Source organism: Marinobacter sp. SS21, from assembly GCF_028369065.1.
Taxonomy (GTDB): Bacteria; Pseudomonadota; Gammaproteobacteria; order Pseudomonadales; family Oleiphilaceae; genus Marinobacter.
This window is the reverse complement of sequence record NZ_JAQNDA010000011.1, coordinates 33662-53657: the sequence shown is the minus strand read 5'-3', so window position 1 is coordinate 53657 and position 19996 is coordinate 33662. Positions and strand designations below refer to the sequence as shown.

Below are 19996 nucleotides of genomic sequence, written 5' to 3'. Positions count from 1 at the left end.
CGTGTCTATCAAAGGTTTACAGCGAAGGCCACGCAACCGGCCCGACATTGTAGAAGTTGCCCGCCCCGCTGTCTCGCCCAGGCTCAAGTTTTGCCGCGAATTGCCGATAAATTGATCAGCAAGCTGATATGATCAGACAACGGCCACGGGTCGCGGGCTCCGCCCGGATTCCGGCAGTACAGAGGACCACCGCAGTTGGACATCTATCGAAACACCTACCAACCCGTAAGCACTGTTGATCGCCCCCGAGTTGACACCGGCAAGCGCCCCCCCCCTGCCGATGGCGCCAGCGCTCCACCACCGGACCGGGTCACGGACCGACGATTGCAACCCGACCGCCGCCGGCGTCAGGACCCGTTCGAGGGCCCGGACCGCCGCAAGCGCAAGAGTCGGCGTCGGCCAGTACTGCTCGACCCGAAGACCGGGGAATCCGCACCGCTGGAGGACCGTCGCGGTCGCCTGGTGGATGCCAGTGCCTGACGCCACCGGCCGGTAAACTGAGACCGATATCACAATCTTGCGATCGCCCCTTTCACCGCCCCCAGCCAGGACCTAGACTTGCTGTCCTGGCTGGGGGCGGATCGAATGCCAACTTGACGGCCAGGCACCGAATACCGCACAACAACAATCATAAGCATGGATTCGCCAATGTTGCCGGTCGTCGCGGATCGCCGAATCAAAACCCGCTATTCAGCCCGCTGTCTGAGCGTCAACGTCCGGGAACAGGCGTTCTTTGGCACCCGCCGGAAGCCAACCACCGTCTGCTGCCTGGACATGAACCGCTACGGCATGGCGCTACTCTCTCCCAGGCCGCTCGATCCCGGTGCTCGCCTCCTTCTGGATTTTGACGGCAAGTACATTTCCCATTCCGGTGTGGCGGCACGCGCTGTGAACTGCCGGCCCTTCCAGACCGGCTTCAGGGTTGGCATCCGATTCAGCTATTGCAGCGATAAAAGAAGCTACTGCCGTACGGTGGATAATGCCCTGTCCCGAATTGAGGGCCTCTACAGTCGTCGCAAGCGCTAGGAAGCCTCGGGCTCATCCAGAAATTCCCGGAACAGGCGATCCAGCTCCCCCTCGTACATGTCCAGCGCATACTCGACGTCCGCCGCCAACACATCCAGCAAGACCATGCTGTTAGGCGCGGCGTCCTGCATCGTGATCTCCTTGAGCCGCGCACTGATCCCCCGGTTAACCTTGCGAAGGTTCTGATATTGCGTTCTCAGGCCAGCGAGCGACCAGTCCGCCGTCCGCCCATGCTGAGCCCGCACGAACTGCCCAGCCAGGTACATCCCTAGCACTCTGGCCGTGGTTTCTTCGGCGACGCTGAATGGAAGGTGGAAACGGGCCAAAGGGCGCAGTAAGCGAGTATGCGGACATCCGGAAAAAGCGCTGACCACGCCAAATAACGAGCCCACAGCCCGCTGCATGCTGCACTCCTTGGCGTAATCCCGCGCTTCGGTCGACACCCGAACCCGCACCTGGTCGTGAGACGCGGCGGCCCCGGCTTTGGCCAATACCGGCTTGAGCGCCAGCGCCAATGGGCAGTCGCGGTACTGGTCAGTGCTCAGGGGGCAGTGCTCGCATTGATGATGATCCAGACGGGTCCAGTCTTCGCCGCTATCGTCCTCGGCGGCCAATGCGCTTGCCGATTGCTCCGCCATCGGCACCGAATGGCTCCAGACGGCGCCATCGTGAAGTTCAATATGATAGGTAATTTCGCTAGTCATCTCTCTCCACCGGCCGGCGCCCTGAGTGGCGGCTTTACGCCCTGGGCGCCCCACCATTCATCCGGGGTAGTCTACACTGGTGTCTATAGCCACTTTAGGATGAAGGCCGCCGCGATGCTAACTCAGGACGATCATGCAGCTGAGCTGGAGAAGCAGCTCAGCCAGGCGAACAAGCAACTGCTCCAGTCGGAGAAACTGGCGACCATCGGCCAACTGGCCGCTGGCGTTGCCCACGAGATCAACAACCCCATCGGATACATCCATTCCAATCTGAAAACCCTCCGCACCTATCTACTTGACTTGTTTGGGGTAATGGACGCGATCGATCAGGCGGACTCGCTTGCCACCCTGAAAAGTCGCCGCGAGGAGGTGGAGTACGACTTCCTCAAGTCCGATATTCATGACCTGCTCGGCGAGTCCCTTGAGGGCATCGCCCGGATCGAGAAGATCATTGCCGCCCTCAAGGACTTCTCCCGTAAGGATGACGATGGTTTCAAGCCGGACGACCTGCATCAGGGTATCCAGTCCACACTGAATGTGGTCAGCAATGAACTGAAATACCGGGCCCAGGTGAACCTCAGTCTGGGCCAGGTGCCCTTGCTGGAGTGCAACCTACCCCAGATCAATCAAGTCATCATGAACCTGCTGGTCAATGCCGCCCATGCCATGGAGCACTTTGGTCGCATCGATATCCGCACCGGCACCACCGACACTGGGGTCTGGTTCGAAGTGGAGGACAATGGTGCGGGTATCGATCCGGACCACCTGCAGCACCTGTTTGATCCTTTCTTCACCACCAAACCTGTAGGCAAGGGGACTGGTTTGGGGCTGGCGCTGTCCAAGAACATCATCGACAAGCATCGGGGGACGATCGAAGTCCGCTCGCAGCCGGGGCAAGGCACCTGCTTCAGGGTCTGCTTGCCGATCCAGCAACCCGAAGGCGAGGACGACTAGCCTCCAACCGCCGACCACAACCGAAGGATCGCTCACCTACTCGCAAGGAACGCAGGCGACACCATGGCCGAGTTCGACAAGCAGCATCTAAAACTGGTTTTCAAAATTGTGTTCTATGGGCCCGCTTTGAGTGGCAAAACCACCAATCTGATGCAGTTGCATACCCTGCTGGCTCCCGAGCGCAAGGGTGAGCTCATGGTTCTGGAAACCAAGGATGACCGTACCCTGTTCTTCGACCTGCTGCCCATCGGTTTTCGCAGTGGTTCCGGACTGGACCTGCGGCTCAAGCTCTATACCGTGCCCGGCCAGGTTCAGCACGACAGTACGCGCAAGGCGGTGCTCTCACGAGCCGACGGCGTGGTGTTCGTCGCGGACTCCCAGCACAGCCAGCAGCACAACAACGCGTCCACCTTTGAAAACCTCGACCAGAACCTGCAGAAGGTGGGGATCGACATTGCCCAGATCCCGCTCGCCATCCAGTTCAACAAACGGGATCTCACTGACATTATCGAAGAGGCCGCCCTCCACCAGCGCTGGCAGGCCACCCCCTGGCCGCCGGTGATCATGGCCAGCGCCATCCGTGGGCAAGGCGTTCTGGAAACCTTCCAGCTGCTGTTGCGGCGACTGTATGTCCAGATCAACCCACGGTACGGCCTTGCCGATCGATTCCAGATAGACGAGGCGACCTTCGTTGCCTTGCTGAGTCGTGCCGACACGGAGACAGGCGATGTTGGACTTTGACGAGGAGGTGGCCCTGACGGAACTGCTGACGCCCGACCAGCTCGACAGGCTCGAAAACCTGCTCTCAACCCTGGCGGGGTGCGAACTGTCCCTGGTCAGCGCGCCCACCGTGGAAGAACAAGCCACGCCCGTTGACTTCAACCTCGATACCGTGGGCTGGGTCCAGGGCTCGGCCCCGGCCGCGACCAGATCGGCAGCGGCCGACCTCGCGGCATTCCTGACCTACTTCGTCACCAAGTATCGCTGGGCGGCGAACCTTCACCGCAACACCACCGAAACAACCTACCAGGCCCTGCAGCAGCAAAACATCGCGCTCAGGCACTCCGAGAAACAACTGCAGGTCCTGGCAGACTCCCTGCAGCAACGGGTCAACCAACAGGTGGAAGTGATCCAGGCCGCGCAACAGGAGCTCTACGAAAGCGCGCGCCTGCGGGCAGTCGGCCAGCTCGCGGCCGGGGTCGCCCACGAAATCAACAACCCCATTGGCTTTATCCGCAGTAACCTTGGCGTGGCCCGGGATTACGTGGCGGAACTGGCCGAGGCCCTGCCCGCAGATCACCGGCTTGACAGCACCCTGACCGACTTCCAGGCGTTGTTGCAAGAATCCTTGACCGGCGCTCAGCGCATCGCGGCCATCGTCGCCGATCTCAAGACCTTCTCCAGCATCGACCAGGCGGACTACTCGGATTGCTCGGTCAATGCCCTGATCGAGGCGACCATTCACCTGGTCCAGACCAACCAGGCTACGCCCCTGCCGATCGAGACCCGGCTGACGTCGCTGCCCCCGCTGCACGGGCACGCTGCCCGACTGTCGCAGGCGATCTACAACGTGCTCGACAATGCCGCCAAGGCCATCGACACGGCCGGGGTGATTCGCGTCGAAAGCGGGTCGGACGAGCATGGCCAGATCCTCATTCACGTGATGGATACGGGCGGTGGCGTTCCCGGTGACATTCAGGATCGAGTATTCGACCCGTTTTTCACCACCCGGCCAGTGGGCTCAGGCACGGGACTGGGGCTGACCGTCGCCCGGGACACCGTCCAGGCCCACCAGGGCCGCATTCGTCTGGAGAGTGCGCCAGGTAAAGGCACGCGGGTCAGCATCGTCCTGCCAACCGGTCGGAGTGAGCCATGAGTGGAAAATACGGCGCCCTGTTTCTCGAACAACACGACCCGGCAGCAACCCCGTCGGCTCCGATGGAGGAAGCTCCGACCAGACCGCCCTATCATTTACTGTTTGTGGATGACGAGCCCAATATCCTGTCGGCCCTGAAACGGGTGTTTGCCCGGGAGAATTACAAACTCCATTTCGCCACCTCCGGGCAAGAAGCGCTTGCGATGCTGAAACAGCAGCCGGTGGAGCTGATCATGACCGATTTCATGATGCCGGGCATGAACGGCGCCGAATTGCTGAAGGAGGTCCGCGAAGGCTGGCCACAGACCATCCGTTTGATGCTCACCGGCCATGCCAACACCGACGCGGTGATGGGCTCCATCAAGGCCGGCGCGGTGTACCGATTCCTGCTCAAGCCCTGGAACGAAGACGACCTGCGGCTAACCATCGCCCTGGCTCTGGAGCAGTACGAGCTGATCCAGAAAAATCTTGCCCTGAAAGCACAGAACCAACAACAGAGCAAGGACCTGGAAACCATCGCCAAGCTGGGGGTCTCCAACCGCAGTCAACTCGCCATCATGCTGCACAAGAAAGGCTGGCTGAACGCCCGCCAGATCCAGCAACTGCACCGCGAGATGCAAACCCGCAAGGCTCCGGTCATTAAGCTGTTAATGGAACACAGCTGGGTCAATCCGGACAAGGTATTCGAACTTCTGAAAGCCGACATGATGTTTGACGAGGTGGATATCCGCGACGCCCAGATCGGCTCCAGCCTGCTGTCGCTGATTCCCCAAAACATTTGCAACCGCCACCTGCTGCTGCCTTTGAATGTGGTGAACAAGCGCCTGAACCTGGCCATGGTGGACCCCCTGGAGATCTCGCTGATCGATGAATTGGCGTTTGTGTCCGGGTACACCATTCAACCCCTGGTGTGCAGCCTCGATCAGATGGAGCGCAAGCTGGCGGAGATATTTGGCGAGGCCAACAATGATGAACTGGAGGACCTGGCCACCCGGGTCGGACTGGACTCCCCCTATGAAGGCATCGAGATCCTGCTGGATGAGGAACAGGATTCGGAGAGTCTGGAGCAGCTACTGGGCAGCTCGGAGGAGCCACCCGCCATCCGCCTGGTGAACGGCGTCATCCTGGAGGCCCTGCGCCTGGGCGCCAGCGATATCCACATCCATCCCCGCACCAAGGCCGTGGTGGTGCGCTATCGCATCGACGGCGTCTTGCAGGACAAGATCCAGATCCCGGCGGAGCTGCTGATGTCGGTGGTATCCCGCATCAAGGTCATGGCCGAGCTGGATATCACCGAACGCCGGCGCCCCCAGGATGGTCGTATCACCGTCAAGACACCGCTGCGGATCGTCGACCTGCGAATCTCCACCCTGCCCACCATCAATGGCGAGAAGGTGGTAATGCGGGTGCTGGAGCGCCAGTCCTCGGTCCAGTCCCTGGAAGACCTGGGGCTGTCCCAGTACAACCTCGCCAGCCTCAAGCGGGTGATCAGCAAACCCCAGGGCATCATTCTTGCCACCGGCCCCACCGGCAGTGGCAAAACCACCTCGCTCTATGCCCTGCTGCAGCACAATGCCACCTCGGAACGAAACTACATCACCATCGAAGATCCGGTGGAATACTACGTCGACATGGCTGGCCAGGTGCCCGTCCGGGAGCGAATTGGTCTGGACTTTGCCAGTGTCCTGCGGGCGATCCTGCGCCAGGACCCGGATGTCATCCTGCTGGGGGAAATCCGCGACGAGGAAACGGCAGACGTTGCCTTTCACGCCGCAATGACCGGGCATCTGGTGTATTCCACTCTGCACACCAGCTCCGCCGCCGCCACCATCGCACGGCTACTGGACCTCGATCTCAAACCCTATGTGCTGGCCTCGGCTCTGGAAGCCATCATTGCGCAACGGCTGGTGCGTTGCATCTGCACCAACTGTAAAGAAGAACACACGCCATCAGCGGAACTGCTGCAGCAACTGGGCCCGCCATTTCTGGGCCATCACCAGACGTTCTATCACGGCCGGGGATGCGAGCAGTGCCACAACGGCTACCAGGGACGCATTGCCTTGCATGAGGTACTGACGGTCAACGAAGACTTGCGACAAGCCATTACCGACCGGGCCAGCGAACTGCGACTGGAAGCGATCGCCCGGGAGCACGGCATGAAGCTGCTCATCGATGACGCCGTGGAAAAGGTTCAGGCCGGCCTCACCACACCGGCGGAGATCCTGCGGGTGCTCGGCCCCCAGGAGCTTCCCCGCTGAATCCTCGGTTATCGACTATGCTGGTAACAACCGGACAGGGAAAAGCCAAGGTAATGGAAGACCACGTGTACGGGTCTGTCCTGGCAGTACCGGCAATCCATTTCCAGTCGGTGTTCGGGCTCGCCCGGTTCGACTCAGAAGTGCTCTGAGTCGCCACCGCGAGTTGATCACGCTTTGCCAGCTACCACCAGCCAGGACGGAGGTAAAAGGCCCATGCAATCCGATCCCGGACACTCTCAGACCTTGCAGCGATTGCTTCTGGTCAGCGAGTGCGAGCACACGATCCTCCAGATCAAGGGCCGGCTGGACGGCTACTCCGAGGAGGTATGGACCGTCTGTCGCGGCCCCGAGGCCGGACTGCAGGCGCTGAACGCGTCCACCTTTGACGCCATGCTGGTGGGATTGAACGACCCCGGTCAGGCGCTGCGACTGGTCAGGCAGGCGCGAGCAAACGGTGACACCACCCCGGCGGTATTAGTCACCCATCAAAGCAGCGGCGAACTCACGCCCCATTTGCCGCCGCTGGAACACATGGCCCAGTTGTCCGCCAATCAGCTCACCGAAGACGCTCTGACCCAGTGCCTGAACCGTCTGCAGGGGCGCCGCCGCTATGTGGATCAGCTGATTCACAGCGAGGCCTGTTTTCGCACACTGTTTGAGGCCAATCCGCAGCCCATGTGCCTGATGGAAACGCAGAGCGAGAGGATCGTCGCCCTGAATCAAGCCGCCAAGGCCCTATACTGGCTGCCGTCGCTGCACGCCGCCGACCTTTATTTGGGAAATCTGCGCATCGACAATGATGCCAAGACTCCTGTTGCCGATGCCCTGCTCGCCGGTTACCGCCCCCCGGAAGATTGTGAACTTGAGCGACACCGGCGCAGAGATGGCGCCTTGCTGTACGTAGAGGTATTCAGTCAGGCCATCCCAGTGGCGCGGGGCAGCCTCACCCTGTTAATGATGACCGATGTCTCCGACCGGATCATGGCCCTGAACAAAGCCCGCAGCAGTGAGCAGGCCTATCTGAACCTGTTGGGCGATATGCGAGACGGTGCGCTGGTGGTGGATGGCCATCAACGCCTCTGTTACTCCAATCCAGCCTCGGAGACCTTGCTCGGGCCGGAACTGAAGGACTTCTACCGGCTGGTCCAACACCTGTCCGCGATCCAGCCCGGCCATGCGCTGGAGGTCAAGCTGGATCAGGACCACCAAAGCCCGCGATGGCTTGAAATACTGTCGACACCGATCCACTGGCGAGGCTTCACCAGAACCCTGCTGTCCCTCAGAGACATCAGCGAGCGCAAGCGGACCGACGAACAACTGCAGCTACTCCAACGCAGCATTGACGTTTGCTCCAACGGGGTAGTCATTGCCACCGGCCAGGACAAGGATTACGGCATAATCTACGGCAACCCTGCCTTCGAACGGATCACCGGTTATACGGTGGCAGAAGCCATCGGCCGCGACTGCCGGACATTGCTGGACACCGATTCGGAATCCCCCAACCGCAAACGGATTCTGGAGGCGCTGTCGACCAACAGCGAATTCAGAGGTGTACTGCGGAACTTCCGGCGTGATGGCTCTCCCTTCTGGAACGAATTCTACCTTGCCCCCGTGCCGGATGAGACGGGCCAAGCCAGCCATTACGTTGGCATCATCAACGACATTTCCGAGCATAAGCAGGCGCAGTCCGACATTGCCTTCAACGCAAGCCACGATGTCCTCACCGGCCTCCCCAACCGTTCCCCACTGGCGGACCGGATCGAGCAGGCACTCAATCTGATAGAGCGCCACCGGCTGACTCTGGCCGTGCTACTGCTCAATCTCGATCATTTCAAATTGGTCAACGATTCCTTCGGCCTCCGGGTGGGAGACCAACTGCTTAAAGCGGTGGCGGAACGTCTGCAATCGGTGGTCCGCCCGGGCGATACCGTGGCCCGCCTGGGCGGCGACGAATTCGCCATTCTGTTACCGGACCTTGCCGCGGCCAAAGACGCCGTAACCATGGTGGACAAAATACTCAGCGCCCTCGCCCAGCCCTATCAGATCGAAGAACACACCTTGCACATCACCACCAGTATCGGCATCGCGGTGTCCCACAAGCGGCTCGCCAACGCCATGGATCTGGTGCAGCAAGCGGACATGGCCATGTTGGGGGCCAAGCAATCCGGCAAGAACACCTACCATTGGTTTAGCGCCCATCTGCGCCAGGAAGCCAACAAGCGGGCGGCCTTAAGAAACAATCTGGAACGGGCCATCGCGGCCCAACACCTGCAATTGCTGTATCAGCCCCAGGTTAGCTGCCAGACCGGTAAGTACATCGGCTCAGAGGCGCTGATCCGCTGGCAGGATCCAGACCAGGGTCTGATGCTACCAGCCGAGTTTATCCCGGTGCTGGAGGAAACCGGCCAGATCATCCGGCTGGGCCAATGGATTCTTGAGCGAGCCTGCCACGACAATCGGGTTCTGATCGAATCCGGCCTGCGTGATCACACCGTGTCAGTGAATGTGTCCTCCATCCAGCTCCAGCAGAGCGGATTCCCGGACATGGTCCAAGCCGCACTTGAGGCATCGGAGATGCCAGCCGGCAACCTGATTCTGGAAGTGACGGAATCCGTGCTGCTGGGAGACTCCAGCTTGGGCATTAAAAATCTGCAGACATTGCGGCAGCTGGGGGTCGGCATCGTTATCGATGATTTTGGCAAGGGCTATTCCAGCCTGAGCTATCTTAAAGAGCTGCCCGCCACCAAACTGAAAATCACCCGTGAATTCATCAAGAGTGTGATCAGCGACCGGAAAGATGCCTCCATCACCAAGGGTATTATCTCACTGGCCCATCACCTCGGGCTGCCGGTGGTGATTGTAGGCGTGGAATCCGAAGCCCAGGCCATCTTCCTCAAGCGCAACCAGTGCGATGTGCTGCAGGGCCAGTTCTTCAGTCACCCCCTGCCCTTGTCGGATCTGACTGGCGTGCTACGCTCAGGGCCACCCAGCCTGTCAACGCCGAAGGACCCCCAGGCTCGGCCCACGCTGCTCATCCTCGATGATGAGCCCAACATCATTCGGGCCCTCAGCCGTCTGCTGCGACGCGATGGCTACCGCATCCTGGCCACCACCGAGGCGCAGGAAGCCTTTCAACTGCTTGCCGAAAACGACGTTCAGGTCATCATTTCAGACCAGCGCATGCCAGAAATCTCCGGCACCGAGTTCTTCAGCCAGGTCAAGGACATATACCCGGGCACCATCCGCATCGTGCTATCCGGCTTCACCGATCTGGAGTCGGTGACTGACGCCATCAACGAGGGGGCCATCTACAAATTCCTTACCAAGCCCTGGGAGGACGACCAACTCCGGCAAAACATCCGCGAGGCGTTCATACACCAGTCGGTAGGCCAAACCGAGCAGCCAGAGCCCTCTCATGACTAGCCCTGATCCGGCGATTTCCGCCCTAAGGAGCACACCATGACCAACGCCGCCGTGGAGTCAAAGCCGCCGGAATCCCCACCGATGTTCCGCATTCTGTTTGTGGACGACGAGCCCTCAATCTTGACCGCCTTGCGTCGGCTGATGCGCAAGCACCCCTACGAATGTTTCTTTGCCGAGGGTGCTCGCCAGGGTCTGGAGGTGCTGGCCTCGTCTCCCATCGACCTGATCGTCTCCGACATGCGGATGCCGGAAATCGACGGCGCGGCGTTCCTCGCCGAGGTCAAGAAACGCTGGCCGTTCAGCGTCCGTTTCCTGATGACCGGATACGCCGACATGAACGCCGCCATCAATGCGCTTAATAAAGGCGGTATCAACCGCTACATCAACAAGCCCTGGGACGAGGACGCCCTACTCGAAGCCATAGAAGAAGGCCTGCGCATACGTCGCCTGGAGCGGGAGAAGAAACGCCTGATTGATAAAAGTCGCCGCCAGAATGAAGAGCTGCGGCAACTGAACGAGGAACTGGAAGCGCGGGTCAGCGAACGAACCCGCGAAACCCGGGAAAAATCGGACATGCTGAAGAAGGCCATTCAGCAGATCGAAAGCAGTTATGACGCCTTCGTTCGTGTGTTCTCCACCGTCATCAGCAGCCGGCCGCAATTGCAGAAAGGCCAATCCCGCCAGGTCGCCGACCTGGCCAAGGCGCTGGCCCACCAGTTATCACTGGACAAGGCCCAGACGGCCCATGTCTACTATGCCGCCCTGCTGCACGAAATCGGCAAACTGAACCTACCTGACGACATCCTCACCCGGGCCGAAGCTCACCTCACCTACCGGGACCGGGACGCGTACCAGAAATACCCGCAAATGGGTGAGATGTTCCTCAGTTCCATTCCCGCGCTGGCCCCCACCGCCAAGATCATTCGCCAGCACATGGAGCTGTACGATGGCAGCGGCTATCCAGATCAGCTCAAGGGTCACGGCATTGAGCTGGGCGCCCGCATACTCAGGGTCGCCCATGATTTCGTCGGTCTTCAAAGTGGCCTGCTGACCACCACGCCCTATGACGCGGAACGAGCCTACCGCTACATCGAAGAGTACACCGGTCGGCGCTACGACCCGGACATCGTTGGGCGCCTGCATCCGCTGATCCACGACTTTGCGATCGCCCTCACCCAGGACCACGAAAAGATCTGCCAGCCGTCCGAACTCCAGCCCGGCATGGTGCTGACCCGCGACCTGGTCAACCGCTGCGGCATTTTGTTGATGGTCGCCGGCGCCAGTCTGAATGAACAGATGATCAACAGATTGCGTGAACTGGAACAGATCGATAGCCGTCGGGTCACGGTCTACGTGGCCAAGCCCAAGCACGAGGAGTAGCCACCCCATGCCTACCATAGCCCTGATCGATGATGAAGAACTGATTCTAAAGTCACTGAACCGGCTACTGCGCAAAACAGACTGGGAAGTACTCCCCTTCGCCGATCCCGCGGACGCCCTGGAGAGGCTCGCGGACCGGGCGATCGATATCGTGGTCTCGGACTACCGCATGCCCCAGATGACCGGTGTGGAGTTTCTCAACCGCTTCAAGGAGCATCATCCGGACACCCTGAGAATCATCCTCAGCGGTCAGGCGGACATGCAAGGCGTACTGAACGCCGTCAACCAGTCGGAGGTCTACCGTTACATGCTCAAACCCTGGGAGGATGAGGAGCTGCTGCACACGCTGAAAACCGCCCTCAGGTATAACGACCTGCTACGGGAGAACGCCGAGCTGGCGGAAACAGTTCGGATTCAGCGCGACCGGCTGAAGCGGCAGCAGGCGGAGCTGATCCGGCTGGAGCAGGAGATGCCGGGAATCACCCACATCGAGCGGGATGCCGATGGTTTGATCGACCTCAGCGATGAGGCCGATGACATTCTGTGACCGGTCGCCGGTGTTCACTTCTTCAGTTCCAGATGAATACCCATCGCTTCCAACCGGGTGCTTCGTTCTCCCTTGATTAACCGGCGCAGCTCTATGCGCGCCGGCTCAAGCTCCAGCCCCCGGTGCTGCAGCACCTGCACCAACCGGTCAAACAGCGCCCTGCGTTTAGCACCAGCCTGGGTGGTCACCCGCCGGTCGGAAAAGAGATCCATCAGGGTCGATCCACACAGGCAATTGCGGAACAACATGACGACGGGCTGATCGTCATCGTCCGTCGATTTCTGTAGTCCGCTGCCAGAGAACACGGCCTCCGACTGGCGGATAAAGGCGTCCGGTGAGTCAAAACTACGCCCGCAGTTGTTACATTTCTTGGGAAATGCGTCGTTAGAGAGGGCCTGCAATCCTGCGTACAAAGACTGTTCATCCTCGTCCATGATGGCTAATCCTCTGGTTTGCTACCGGTGTTGGGCGGTTTCATCCTGCGCTTTGGGGGTATCTAACAGCTTAGCACTCAGGCCGAGGATAACGACCATCACCAACGTTCCTGCTGACTTCCCCCTCCCCTGACAAGCGGGGATAATGGGGATAGCACCTCGATTTTGGGAGGTAAGGTCATGGCCCAAGCCCGCTCATGCCCATCGCGAGACCTGTTGATCAGCGCGGTAGGCGCCGAACTCAACGGCACCCTGACTCTGCCGGAATTCGCCTCCGCTGTGGTGATATTCGTTCACGGCAGCGGCAGCAGCCGGTTCAGTCCACGCAACCGGTACGTGGCGGAAGTGCTCCATCGTGCGGGTCTGGCGACACTGCTGTTCGATCTGCTGACACCAGAAGAAGAGGTGCGAGACCAGCGCTCTGGCGCCTTGCGCTTCGACATCGAGCTGCTCAGTAAGCGCATGGTGGCCACGGTGGATTGGGTGCGACAACAACCCGACCTCCACGGGCTTTTACTCGGCCTGTTCGGCGCCAGCACCGGAGCTGCGGCGGCCCTCAACACCGCTGCGGCCAGACCCGAACTGATTCGCTCGGTGGTCTCCCGCGGCGGCCGACCAGACCTGGCACAGAGCGCCCTGGCGCAGGTTCAGGCTCCGACCTTGCTGCTCGTGGGTGGTGACGATACCGTGGTGATTGAACTCAATCGCCAGGCCGCACAGAGCCTGAGCGCACGCCACGAGCTGGTCATCGTTCCCGGCGCCAGCCATCTGTTTGAAGAGCCCGGTAAGCTTGAAACCGTCGCCGGCCTGGCCCGGGACTGGCTGCTCAAGGAACTCCGCTGACGTCGATACCCACGCAACAGTCCGGGCACATCAAACTTTGACCAATAGCCAGGTTACCCACCATATTGGTAAGGACGCGTGGTTATCCGGGAACCCTGCCATACAGGGGCGAGCCTTTCGCCGTTTTGCGCTCAACAGGCCTGAGTCCCCACCCGATCATTCATTGACTTCAATAAGGAAGGCGACATGATCAACAAGGGTCTTTGCCTCTTTGCCCTCGACGAGGACGATCCACTGCCTATCGGGATTGCCCGGTACCTGGGCCTCCCTCTGAGCCCGCACGAAGAACGCAGGTTCGATGATGGCGAGCACAAATGTCGCCCGCTTGAAAGCGTCCGCGACAAAGATGTGTACATTGTGCAATCGCTGGTGAGCGATCACCACCTGAGCGTGGACGACCGGCTCTGCCGGCTGCTGTTCTTTATCGCCACCCTGGCCGATGCCTCGGCCTACCGCATTACCGCAGTGCTGCCCTATCTCTGCTATGGCCGCAAAGACCGGCAAACCCAATCAAGAGATCCGGTCATCACCCGCTACGTCGCCCAGTTGTTCGAGGCCGTCGGCGTGTCGCGGGTGCTGACCCTGGACGCCCATAACCCCGCCGCCTACCAGAACGCCTTCCGCTGCCCCCGGGAGCACCTGGAAGGCTGCCAACTCATGGCCGACCATTTCGCCTCAAGCCTCCGCGACCAGGACGTGGCCGTGGTCTCCCCCGACATCGGCGGCATCAAACGCGCGGAACGGTTTCGCCAGCAACTGACACACCAGTTGGGCCGAAACGTATCCAATGCCTACGTTGAAAAGTACCGCAGCTCGGGACACATCACCGGGGGAACCCTGGTCGGCGATGTCGAGCACAAGACGGTGATCATCCTGGATGATCTGATCAGTACCGGCGGCACTCTGTTACAGGCTGCAAAGGCCTGTCGCAGGCATGGCGCCCGGGCCATTCATGGTGCGGCAACCCACGGTCTGTTTTCCGGAAATACAGAGCAGTTCCTGACATCGCCGGAGCTGGATGGCCTGGTGATTACAGACAGTATCCTACCTGCCCGGTTTTCGCCGGCTGCGGATGACAAGCTGATCGTACTGTCCGTCGCGCCGCTGCTGGCCGGAGCCATCGACCGGCTGTCCAGCGGCGGTTCGCTGTCAGAGCTGCGGGGGCAAGACGGCTGAGCGCTGGTCCGTGCCTCAGACTTCCTGGCCAAATGACGGCCTAAAGCAGTCCGGCCTCCAGGCTCGCGGCAACGTACATACCCAACTCGCGGCACTGCTCTTCAAATTCAGCGTGGTATTCGCCCCGACACACTAACGGCTCATGAACCAGGCGCCAACGCAGCCCGGTGGTGATGGATTCGATAGCCCGCCGGGTGCCGGTGCCGTCGTGGCCGGCGCGGATGTAGAACGCGAAAGGCAGGCCCTGGGTTTTCTCCAGGCAGGGGTAATAGCTGCGGTCGAAAAAATCCTTGAGGGCACCACTCATGTAGCCGAGGTTTTCAGTGGTCCCGAGGATAATGGCATCGCAGGCTAGAACGTCCTGCGGACCGGCGTCCAGCGGTGCCAGCACGGTCACATCCACTTGCTCGATTTCCGGGTGACGGGCACCGTCGGCAACGGCGTTACGGAGAGTCAGGGTATTGGGAGAGGGGGCGTGGGCAACAATCAGTAAACGCTTAGCTTCAGGCATGACTGACTCCTGCGGAAAGACACCCATGGCCGGGGGCTTCATCCCCCCGGCCGGGTGACCGGCGGCGGCTTAGATCAACTCGCCGTTGGTCTCTGCCGGCTGGGCAGCTTCGGCGTTCTTGCTGGTCGGTTTCGGCATCAGCTTGTCACGAACCTTGGCTTCGATTTCATTCGCCATGTCCATGTTTTCTTCGAGGAACTTGCAGGCATTGGCCTTACCCTGGCCAATCTTGTCGCCATTATAGGCGTACCAGGCACCGGACTTGTCTACGAAACCTTCCTTGACCCCCATGTCCAGCACTTCGGCCATGTGGTAAATGCCCTTGCCGTACATGATCTGGAATTCAGCCTGACGGAAAGGCGGCGAGACCTTGTTTTTCACGACCTTGACCCGGGTTTCGTTACCCACCACCTCGTCACCGTCCTTGACCGAGCCAATGCGGCGGATGTCCAAACGGACGGAGGCGTAGAACTTGAGCGCATTGCCACCGGTGGTGGTTTCCGGGCTCCCGAACATCACCCCGATCTTCATTCGGATCTGGTTGATGAACACCATCAAACAGTTGGCCTGCTTGACACTGCCGGTCAGCTTACGCAGCGCCTGGGACATCAGTCGCGCCTGAAGCCCGACGTGGGAGTCCCCCATCTCGCCCTCGATTTCCGCCTTCGGAGTCAGCGCGGCTACCGAATCGACGATAATGACGTCCACCGCGTTGGAACGCACCAGCATGTCGGCGATTTCCAGCGCCTGCTCGCCGGTATCCGGCTGGGACACCAGTAGTTCATCCACGTTCACGCCCAGCTTCTCGGCGTAGATCGGGTCCAGGGCGTGCTCGGCATCGACAAAGGCACAGGTCTTGCCCTGCTTTTGGGCTTCGGCGATCACCTGCAGCGTCAGCGTGGTCTTACCGGAACTTTCCGGGCCGTAGATTTCAACAATCCGGCCGTAAGGCAAACCGCCAATACCCAACGCCACGTCCAGCCCCAGCGAGCCGGTAGACACCGCCGGAATGGCTTCTCGCGGCTGATCGCCCATTTTCATCACCGCGCCTTTACCGAACTGACGCTCAATCTGACTCAGAGCTGCACCGAGTGCCTTCTTGCGGTTGTCTTCCATTGCTGCCATGCCCTCTTTGCTTATAAGTTTCTAACTTTCAGCGTTTAGCTATTTGCTGCAAGCTATTCGCTATTCGCTTTATCTGAATGGTCTTGCCCGGGTCAAGTTCCCACAGGAACCGAACTGTATATTTGACCAGTATTAAAACACAAGCCGCACAACAGACCAACCCCTGCTTCTGATCAGGAATCCAGAAAGTCGCTAACCCCTTGCAATGCAACCATTACCGCCTGTCGCCGCACTGCCTCCCGGTCGCCCTCAAAGCGTCTGTGCCGGGCTACGGTGTCCTTACAATGAGCGCCCCAGGCAAACCAGACGGTGCCCACCGGCTTCTCGGCACTGCCGCCCCCTGGCCCCGCCACACCGCTGATGGCCACGGCCACCTCCGCCCCGGTTGCCCTCAGGGCGCCGGCGACCATGTCGCGGACAACCTGTTCACTGACAGCGCCATGCTGCTGAAGTGTCAGTTCTGTAACACCCAGCAGGAGCTGCTTGGCGCGATTACTGTAGGTGACCAGTCCGCCCGCCACATAAGCGGATGAACCGGCACGATCGGTCAGCACCTTGGCCAACCAACCGCCAGTACAGCTCTCTGCCGTGGCAATCGTCATTCCCCGGCTCACCAACTGCGCCCCCAGATCGGCACCCGCATCGGCCAGCTGCTGATCGGAAATGGTCATAAGCCCCTCTCAAACTGTCAGAAAAAATTACATTAATTGTTTTTAATGTAACATCAAAATGATGTACTTTTGATAAATCATAAAGTTATACGGCCTGGCCTGCATTTTGCCTTGTTCCGATGACAATAAAAGATCATGGAAGATCAATAGTTAGCATTAAGTGCGAAGTAGATCCATTCAGCGGGCAGGCGCAGTTTCTGGCAAGTTAGGTCGCGGTGTATCAGTATCCATACAACCCCGCAGACCCAGTAGTATCCAGTGCCAGAGTAACCGTAGAGGCAGTGAGATGGATCACCCTGGCTGTGTTGTTATTGTCATCAGGAACCTGGAAGCATGCACCACCAACGAATACACTGAAACTCTCAAAACCCATGGCTATCAGGTCAGGTATGTCGCGGTTGGCCAGGATCCCATTCCGGCCATCAAGCAGCATGCTCCGGTTGCCGTCTGTTTTCAATTCGATTACCCGGACCAGTCCGGCTTGGTCGAACTGCGGCTGACCAAGCAACTGCTGCCTTCGGTGCCGTTGCTGATGATTACCCAGTCCCATTCCGAGCAACTGGCGGTTTGGGCGTTTCGTTCCCACGTCTGGGATTACTTCGTCCAGCCGGTGGACACCGCGCGCTATATCGATGTCATTGATACGCTGAGCGCGATCCGCCACGGCCAGCCTGCCGAGGCCGCCCGTGCGGCGCTCGACGCCAACAACGCCATTCCTCCCGAAGCCAGGCTACGCTGCAACGGTGGTGGTGAAGAACGCGCCATCATGGACCAGATCCTCACCTTCCTGAATGCCAATCTGCACAAGAAAATAGTCCAGGCGGAAGTGGCGGAACGCTTTGGCCTCAGCCCGTTCCAGTTCAGCCGGCTGTTCAAGCGCCTCGGCGATGTCACCTTCCAGGCCTACCTGCTCACCCGCAGGATCGAGGAAGCCAAACGGCTGCTCGCTAACCCCAAGGTGTCGGTCACCGATGTCTGCTTTACCGTCGGCTTTCATGACCTGTCGTACTTTACCCGGATCTTCCAGCGCCACGTGGGGCTGCCACCGTCACGATACCGTTTGGCCCAGGCCGAGCAGGTTGCGGCTGCAGAAGCGGCTGCCAGTGCCAAGGAATCGCGTCGTATTTCCGAATTCGTCACCGCCAAGAGCTAGGGAGCCTTTGCCTCAAACCTGACTCACCTGTGGCATTCACAGCCTCCGGGGAACAACTGAAAACACCCGCAGAGCCTTGCCGACAAAGGCACTGCGGGTGTTTTCAGTGGCTTACCCTATGACAGCCCCGTCAGGCCCGGGCCGATCTCCAGACATGACGGGTATGGCTCAGTCCACCAGCACCGGGATCCTGGCCAATACGCCATAATTATCGCCCCCGGTCAGCCCCTCCGGGTCATGAAAGGAACAGTCCGGCGAGAAGTAGATGGTTTTCTGGCGCCAACCGTTCTCCTGGGGATTATCATCCCAGTGGGCCGGGGTGAAATCCGGCTTTTCAACGTCCAGTGTGTCGACGAAATCGTTCCAACGGGTGATTCCATCGGTACTGCTGTTGCTCCAGGTTCCCGGCGACCCACCACCGCTGTCCTCGGCTGGCAGCGCCATTTCACTGGGGGCCCGATTATCAATTTGGTTGGCCTGATCAACAATCCAGATCACATTCAGGTTCACGGCCCCAATCAGCTTATTGCTCGGACCGACGCCGCCCGCCGGGCATTCGATTACCGGTAATGTCAGGTTCCACGGTTCGATTTTATTGGTGGCCTCCTCCCAACAATCGTAAAGCTTCTGGAATGCCGACTCGACCTGACCATTGGAGGTCTGCATATCCTGGCCGTAGTGTAGCGTTTCGGGATTTCCACCGGCGCAGGTGACGTCTCTGATTTCACTGGCGTTGGCACCCCCCTCTCCGTTTTGCTGGAAGTTGGTCCAGCCGCCGGTGTCTCCGTTGGCCGGAATAAACCGACCGACGCTGCACTCGTACTCGCCAGAGGCATTCAACAAAGCGTCCTCGCAGATTGCGATGGGCTGGTCCACCTCCGTTGGCAGTAACGTCCCGGCAAAGCCGATATACGCGACCGCCCGCGCCGACACATCGTAATGATCAAAGCCCAGCACGGTGCCAAAGAAAGCTTCGACAGGGGTTGTCTCGCGCTGGGTCACAACCTCGACAGCGTTGATGAAATCGGTGTTCAGGTCCAATTCCGCCGCCGAACTGGAAAACAGGTCGACCGGCTCCAGGGAGTCGTTGGGGGTAAAGGTTCGGGTGGTAAAGCTCCAGTGGCCCCGTCGCACGCTCGCCACTTCCACCGCATCGCCTTGGCTGGCGTTCGCCATGGCAACCTGCTGCGCTGTGGCATCGGCTCCCGGATTGACGGCGCTGCCATCGTTGAGGTACAGCTCGCTTGCGCCGGCCAGGGCGCCGGCATCGGCGGCATTGTGCAGTTCATTTTTGGCCACGTAGAGATTACCTCCATCCACCGCCAGGGCAGCGAACGCCAACAGCATGAGCAAGGAAATAGACACCAGGATCAAGGAGACGCCCCGCTGCCGGTAGGGTCCCGGTCGAGCGTAACGCATCTGTGCAAACCGGCTTCGTGCGTTTGTATTTGATGTGTTCATGGTCATTCCGCTCGCATCACGGTGGTCGCAGACAGCTCAAAATTCCCGAACGAAGTGTCGAGGAATTCTGGCAGCAATAGGAATTGGTAGGGATAGGTGATGGTGACCACCACTTGATCGCCGCTGTTGAAGGTGCCGTCGCCGTCCACATCCACCCGCTGGACGTCCGTGGACATGCTCGCCGCGCCCCCCAAAGAGATGAGGTAATCGGAGGCATAATCGTCAATGGCCTGGGTGATTTCGTTATCTTCCGTCGCCAGATTTCTTGGGTCCGGGCGCCAGAGGATGCCGGTACGAGAACCTTCACGACTGGCATTGGTCAGCGTTGCCTTGTCGAACAACACCACGCTCGTTTCGATGATGCCGAAAAGAATCAGGAACAGCAGACTGGCGGTAATGGCGAACTCCACTACCTCCGTGCCTTGCTGATGTCGCAGTGATTTCATCCTCATGA

The 19996-nt window shown here is 59.8% G+C and carries 19 protein-coding genes; 12 read left to right on the top strand and 7 right to left on the bottom strand.

The window, feature by feature from the left end; all coding sequences use genetic code 11:
* The first annotated feature begins 195 nt into the window (after nucleotides 1–195).
* Nucleotides 196–480, top strand: a complete 285-nt coding sequence (locus N6L25_RS14520; RefSeq protein WP_271981648.1) for a hypothetical protein — start codon at nucleotides 196–198, stop codon at nucleotides 478–480.
* 168 nt (nucleotides 481–648) lie between these two features.
* Entirely contained in the window at nucleotides 649–1026 is a 378-nt protein-coding gene (locus N6L25_RS14515) for a PilZ domain-containing protein (protein WP_271981646.1), read from the top strand.
* Here the strand turns inward: N6L25_RS14515 and N6L25_RS14510 are convergent.
* Complete coding sequence (locus N6L25_RS14510) at nucleotides 1023–1730, bottom strand: DUF6901 family protein (protein WP_271981644.1); 708 nt, start codon at nucleotides 1728–1730, stop codon at nucleotides 1023–1025. The two genes, N6L25_RS14515 and N6L25_RS14510, sit on opposite strands and share 4 nt — an antisense overlap.
* 114 nt (nucleotides 1731–1844) lie before the next feature.
* Here N6L25_RS14510 and N6L25_RS14505 point away from each other — a divergent pair, with 114 nt between their 5' ends.
* The 7 genes from N6L25_RS14505 to N6L25_RS14475 all read left to right on the top strand — a co-directional run bounded on the left by N6L25_RS14505 (nucleotide 1845) and on the right by N6L25_RS14475 (nucleotide 12168).
* Complete coding sequence (locus N6L25_RS14505; RefSeq protein WP_271981642.1) at nucleotides 1845–2684, top strand: sensor histidine kinase; 840 nt, start codon at nucleotides 1845–1847, stop codon at nucleotides 2682–2684.
* Between the two features lie 63 nt (nucleotides 2685–2747).
* Complete coding sequence (locus N6L25_RS14500; RefSeq protein WP_271981640.1) at nucleotides 2748–3425, top strand: GTP-binding protein; 678 nt, start codon at nucleotides 2748–2750, stop codon at nucleotides 3423–3425.
* Nucleotides 3412–4560: a sensor histidine kinase gene (locus N6L25_RS14495; protein WP_271981638.1), complete on the top strand. Its 1149-nt coding sequence runs from the start codon at nucleotides 3412–3414 to the stop codon at nucleotides 4558–4560. Before N6L25_RS14500 ends, N6L25_RS14495 begins: the two co-directional genes overlap by 14 nt.
* Nucleotides 4557–6818 (top strand): ATPase, T2SS/T4P/T4SS family, encoded by a 2262-nt coding sequence (locus tag N6L25_RS14490; protein ID WP_271981636.1) that lies wholly within the window; start codon nucleotides 4557–4559, stop codon nucleotides 6816–6818. Before N6L25_RS14495 ends, N6L25_RS14490 begins: the two co-directional genes overlap by 4 nt.
* Before the next feature lie 213 nt (nucleotides 6819–7031).
* Entirely contained in the window at nucleotides 7032–10241 is a 3210-nt protein-coding gene (locus tag N6L25_RS14485) for an EAL domain-containing protein (RefSeq protein WP_271981634.1), read from the top strand.
* 36 nt (nucleotides 10242–10277) lie between these two features.
* Nucleotides 10278–11621, top strand: a complete 1344-nt coding sequence (locus N6L25_RS14480) for an HD domain-containing phosphohydrolase (RefSeq protein WP_271981632.1) — start codon at nucleotides 10278–10280, stop codon at nucleotides 11619–11621.
* 7 nt (nucleotides 11622–11628) lie between these two features.
* Nucleotides 11629–12168: a response regulator gene (locus tag N6L25_RS14475; protein WP_271981630.1), complete on the top strand. Its 540-nt coding sequence runs from the start codon at nucleotides 11629–11631 to the stop codon at nucleotides 12166–12168.
* Nucleotides 12169–12182: 14 nt separating this feature from the next.
* Here the strand turns inward: N6L25_RS14475 and N6L25_RS14470 are convergent, their stop codons facing one another.
* Nucleotides 12183–12602, bottom strand: a complete 420-nt coding sequence (locus tag N6L25_RS14470; RefSeq protein WP_271981628.1) for a hypothetical protein — start codon at nucleotides 12600–12602, stop codon at nucleotides 12183–12185.
* A 180-nt stretch (nucleotides 12603–12782) separates the two neighbouring features.
* On the opposite strand from N6L25_RS14470, the gene N6L25_RS14465 reads away from it, so the two are divergent.
* Nucleotides 12783–13445, top strand: coding sequence for a dienelactone hydrolase family protein (locus N6L25_RS14465; protein WP_271981626.1), 663 nt, complete (start codon nucleotides 12783–12785; stop codon nucleotides 13443–13445).
* A 186-nt stretch (nucleotides 13446–13631) separates the two neighbouring features.
* A complete protein-coding gene (locus N6L25_RS14460; protein ID WP_271981624.1) occupies nucleotides 13632–14621 on the top strand; it encodes a ribose-phosphate diphosphokinase in 990 nt (329 codons plus the stop codon).
* Between the two features lie 40 nt (nucleotides 14622–14661).
* Here N6L25_RS14460 and N6L25_RS14455 read toward each other — a convergent pair whose 3' ends face one another.
* The 3 genes from N6L25_RS14455 to pncC all read right to left on the bottom strand — a co-directional run bounded on the left by N6L25_RS14455 (nucleotide 14662) and on the right by pncC (nucleotide 16928).
* A complete protein-coding gene (locus tag N6L25_RS14455; protein ID WP_271981622.1) occupies nucleotides 14662–15132 on the bottom strand; it encodes a flavodoxin family protein in 471 nt (156 codons plus the stop codon).
* A 69-nt stretch (nucleotides 15133–15201) separates the two neighbouring features.
* Nucleotides 15202–16248 (bottom strand): recombinase RecA, encoded by a 1047-nt coding sequence (gene recA, locus N6L25_RS14450; protein WP_271981826.1) that lies wholly within the window; start codon nucleotides 16246–16248, stop codon nucleotides 15202–15204.
* Between the two features lie 182 nt (nucleotides 16249–16430).
* Nucleotides 16431–16928 (bottom strand): nicotinamide-nucleotide amidase, encoded by a 498-nt coding sequence (pncC, locus tag N6L25_RS14445; RefSeq protein ID WP_271981620.1) that lies wholly within the window; start codon nucleotides 16926–16928, stop codon nucleotides 16431–16433.
* Nucleotides 16929–17214: 286 nt separating this feature from the next.
* On the opposite strand from pncC, the gene N6L25_RS14440 reads away from it, so the two are divergent.
* Nucleotides 17215–18081 (top strand): helix-turn-helix transcriptional regulator, encoded by an 867-nt coding sequence (locus tag N6L25_RS14440; RefSeq protein ID WP_271981618.1) that lies wholly within the window; start codon nucleotides 17215–17217, stop codon nucleotides 18079–18081.
* A gap of 168 nt (nucleotides 18082–18249) precedes the next feature.
* Here N6L25_RS14440 and N6L25_RS14435 read toward each other — a convergent pair whose 3' ends face one another.
* Entirely contained in the window at nucleotides 18250–19500 is a 1251-nt protein-coding gene (locus N6L25_RS14435) for a TadG family pilus assembly protein (protein ID WP_271981616.1), read from the bottom strand.
* A 44-nt stretch (nucleotides 19501–19544) separates the two neighbouring features.
* Nucleotides 19545–19994: a TadE/TadG family type IV pilus assembly protein gene (locus N6L25_RS14430; protein WP_271981614.1), complete on the bottom strand. Its 450-nt coding sequence runs from the start codon at nucleotides 19992–19994 to the stop codon at nucleotides 19545–19547.
* Nucleotides 19995–19996: the final 2 nt, after the last annotated feature.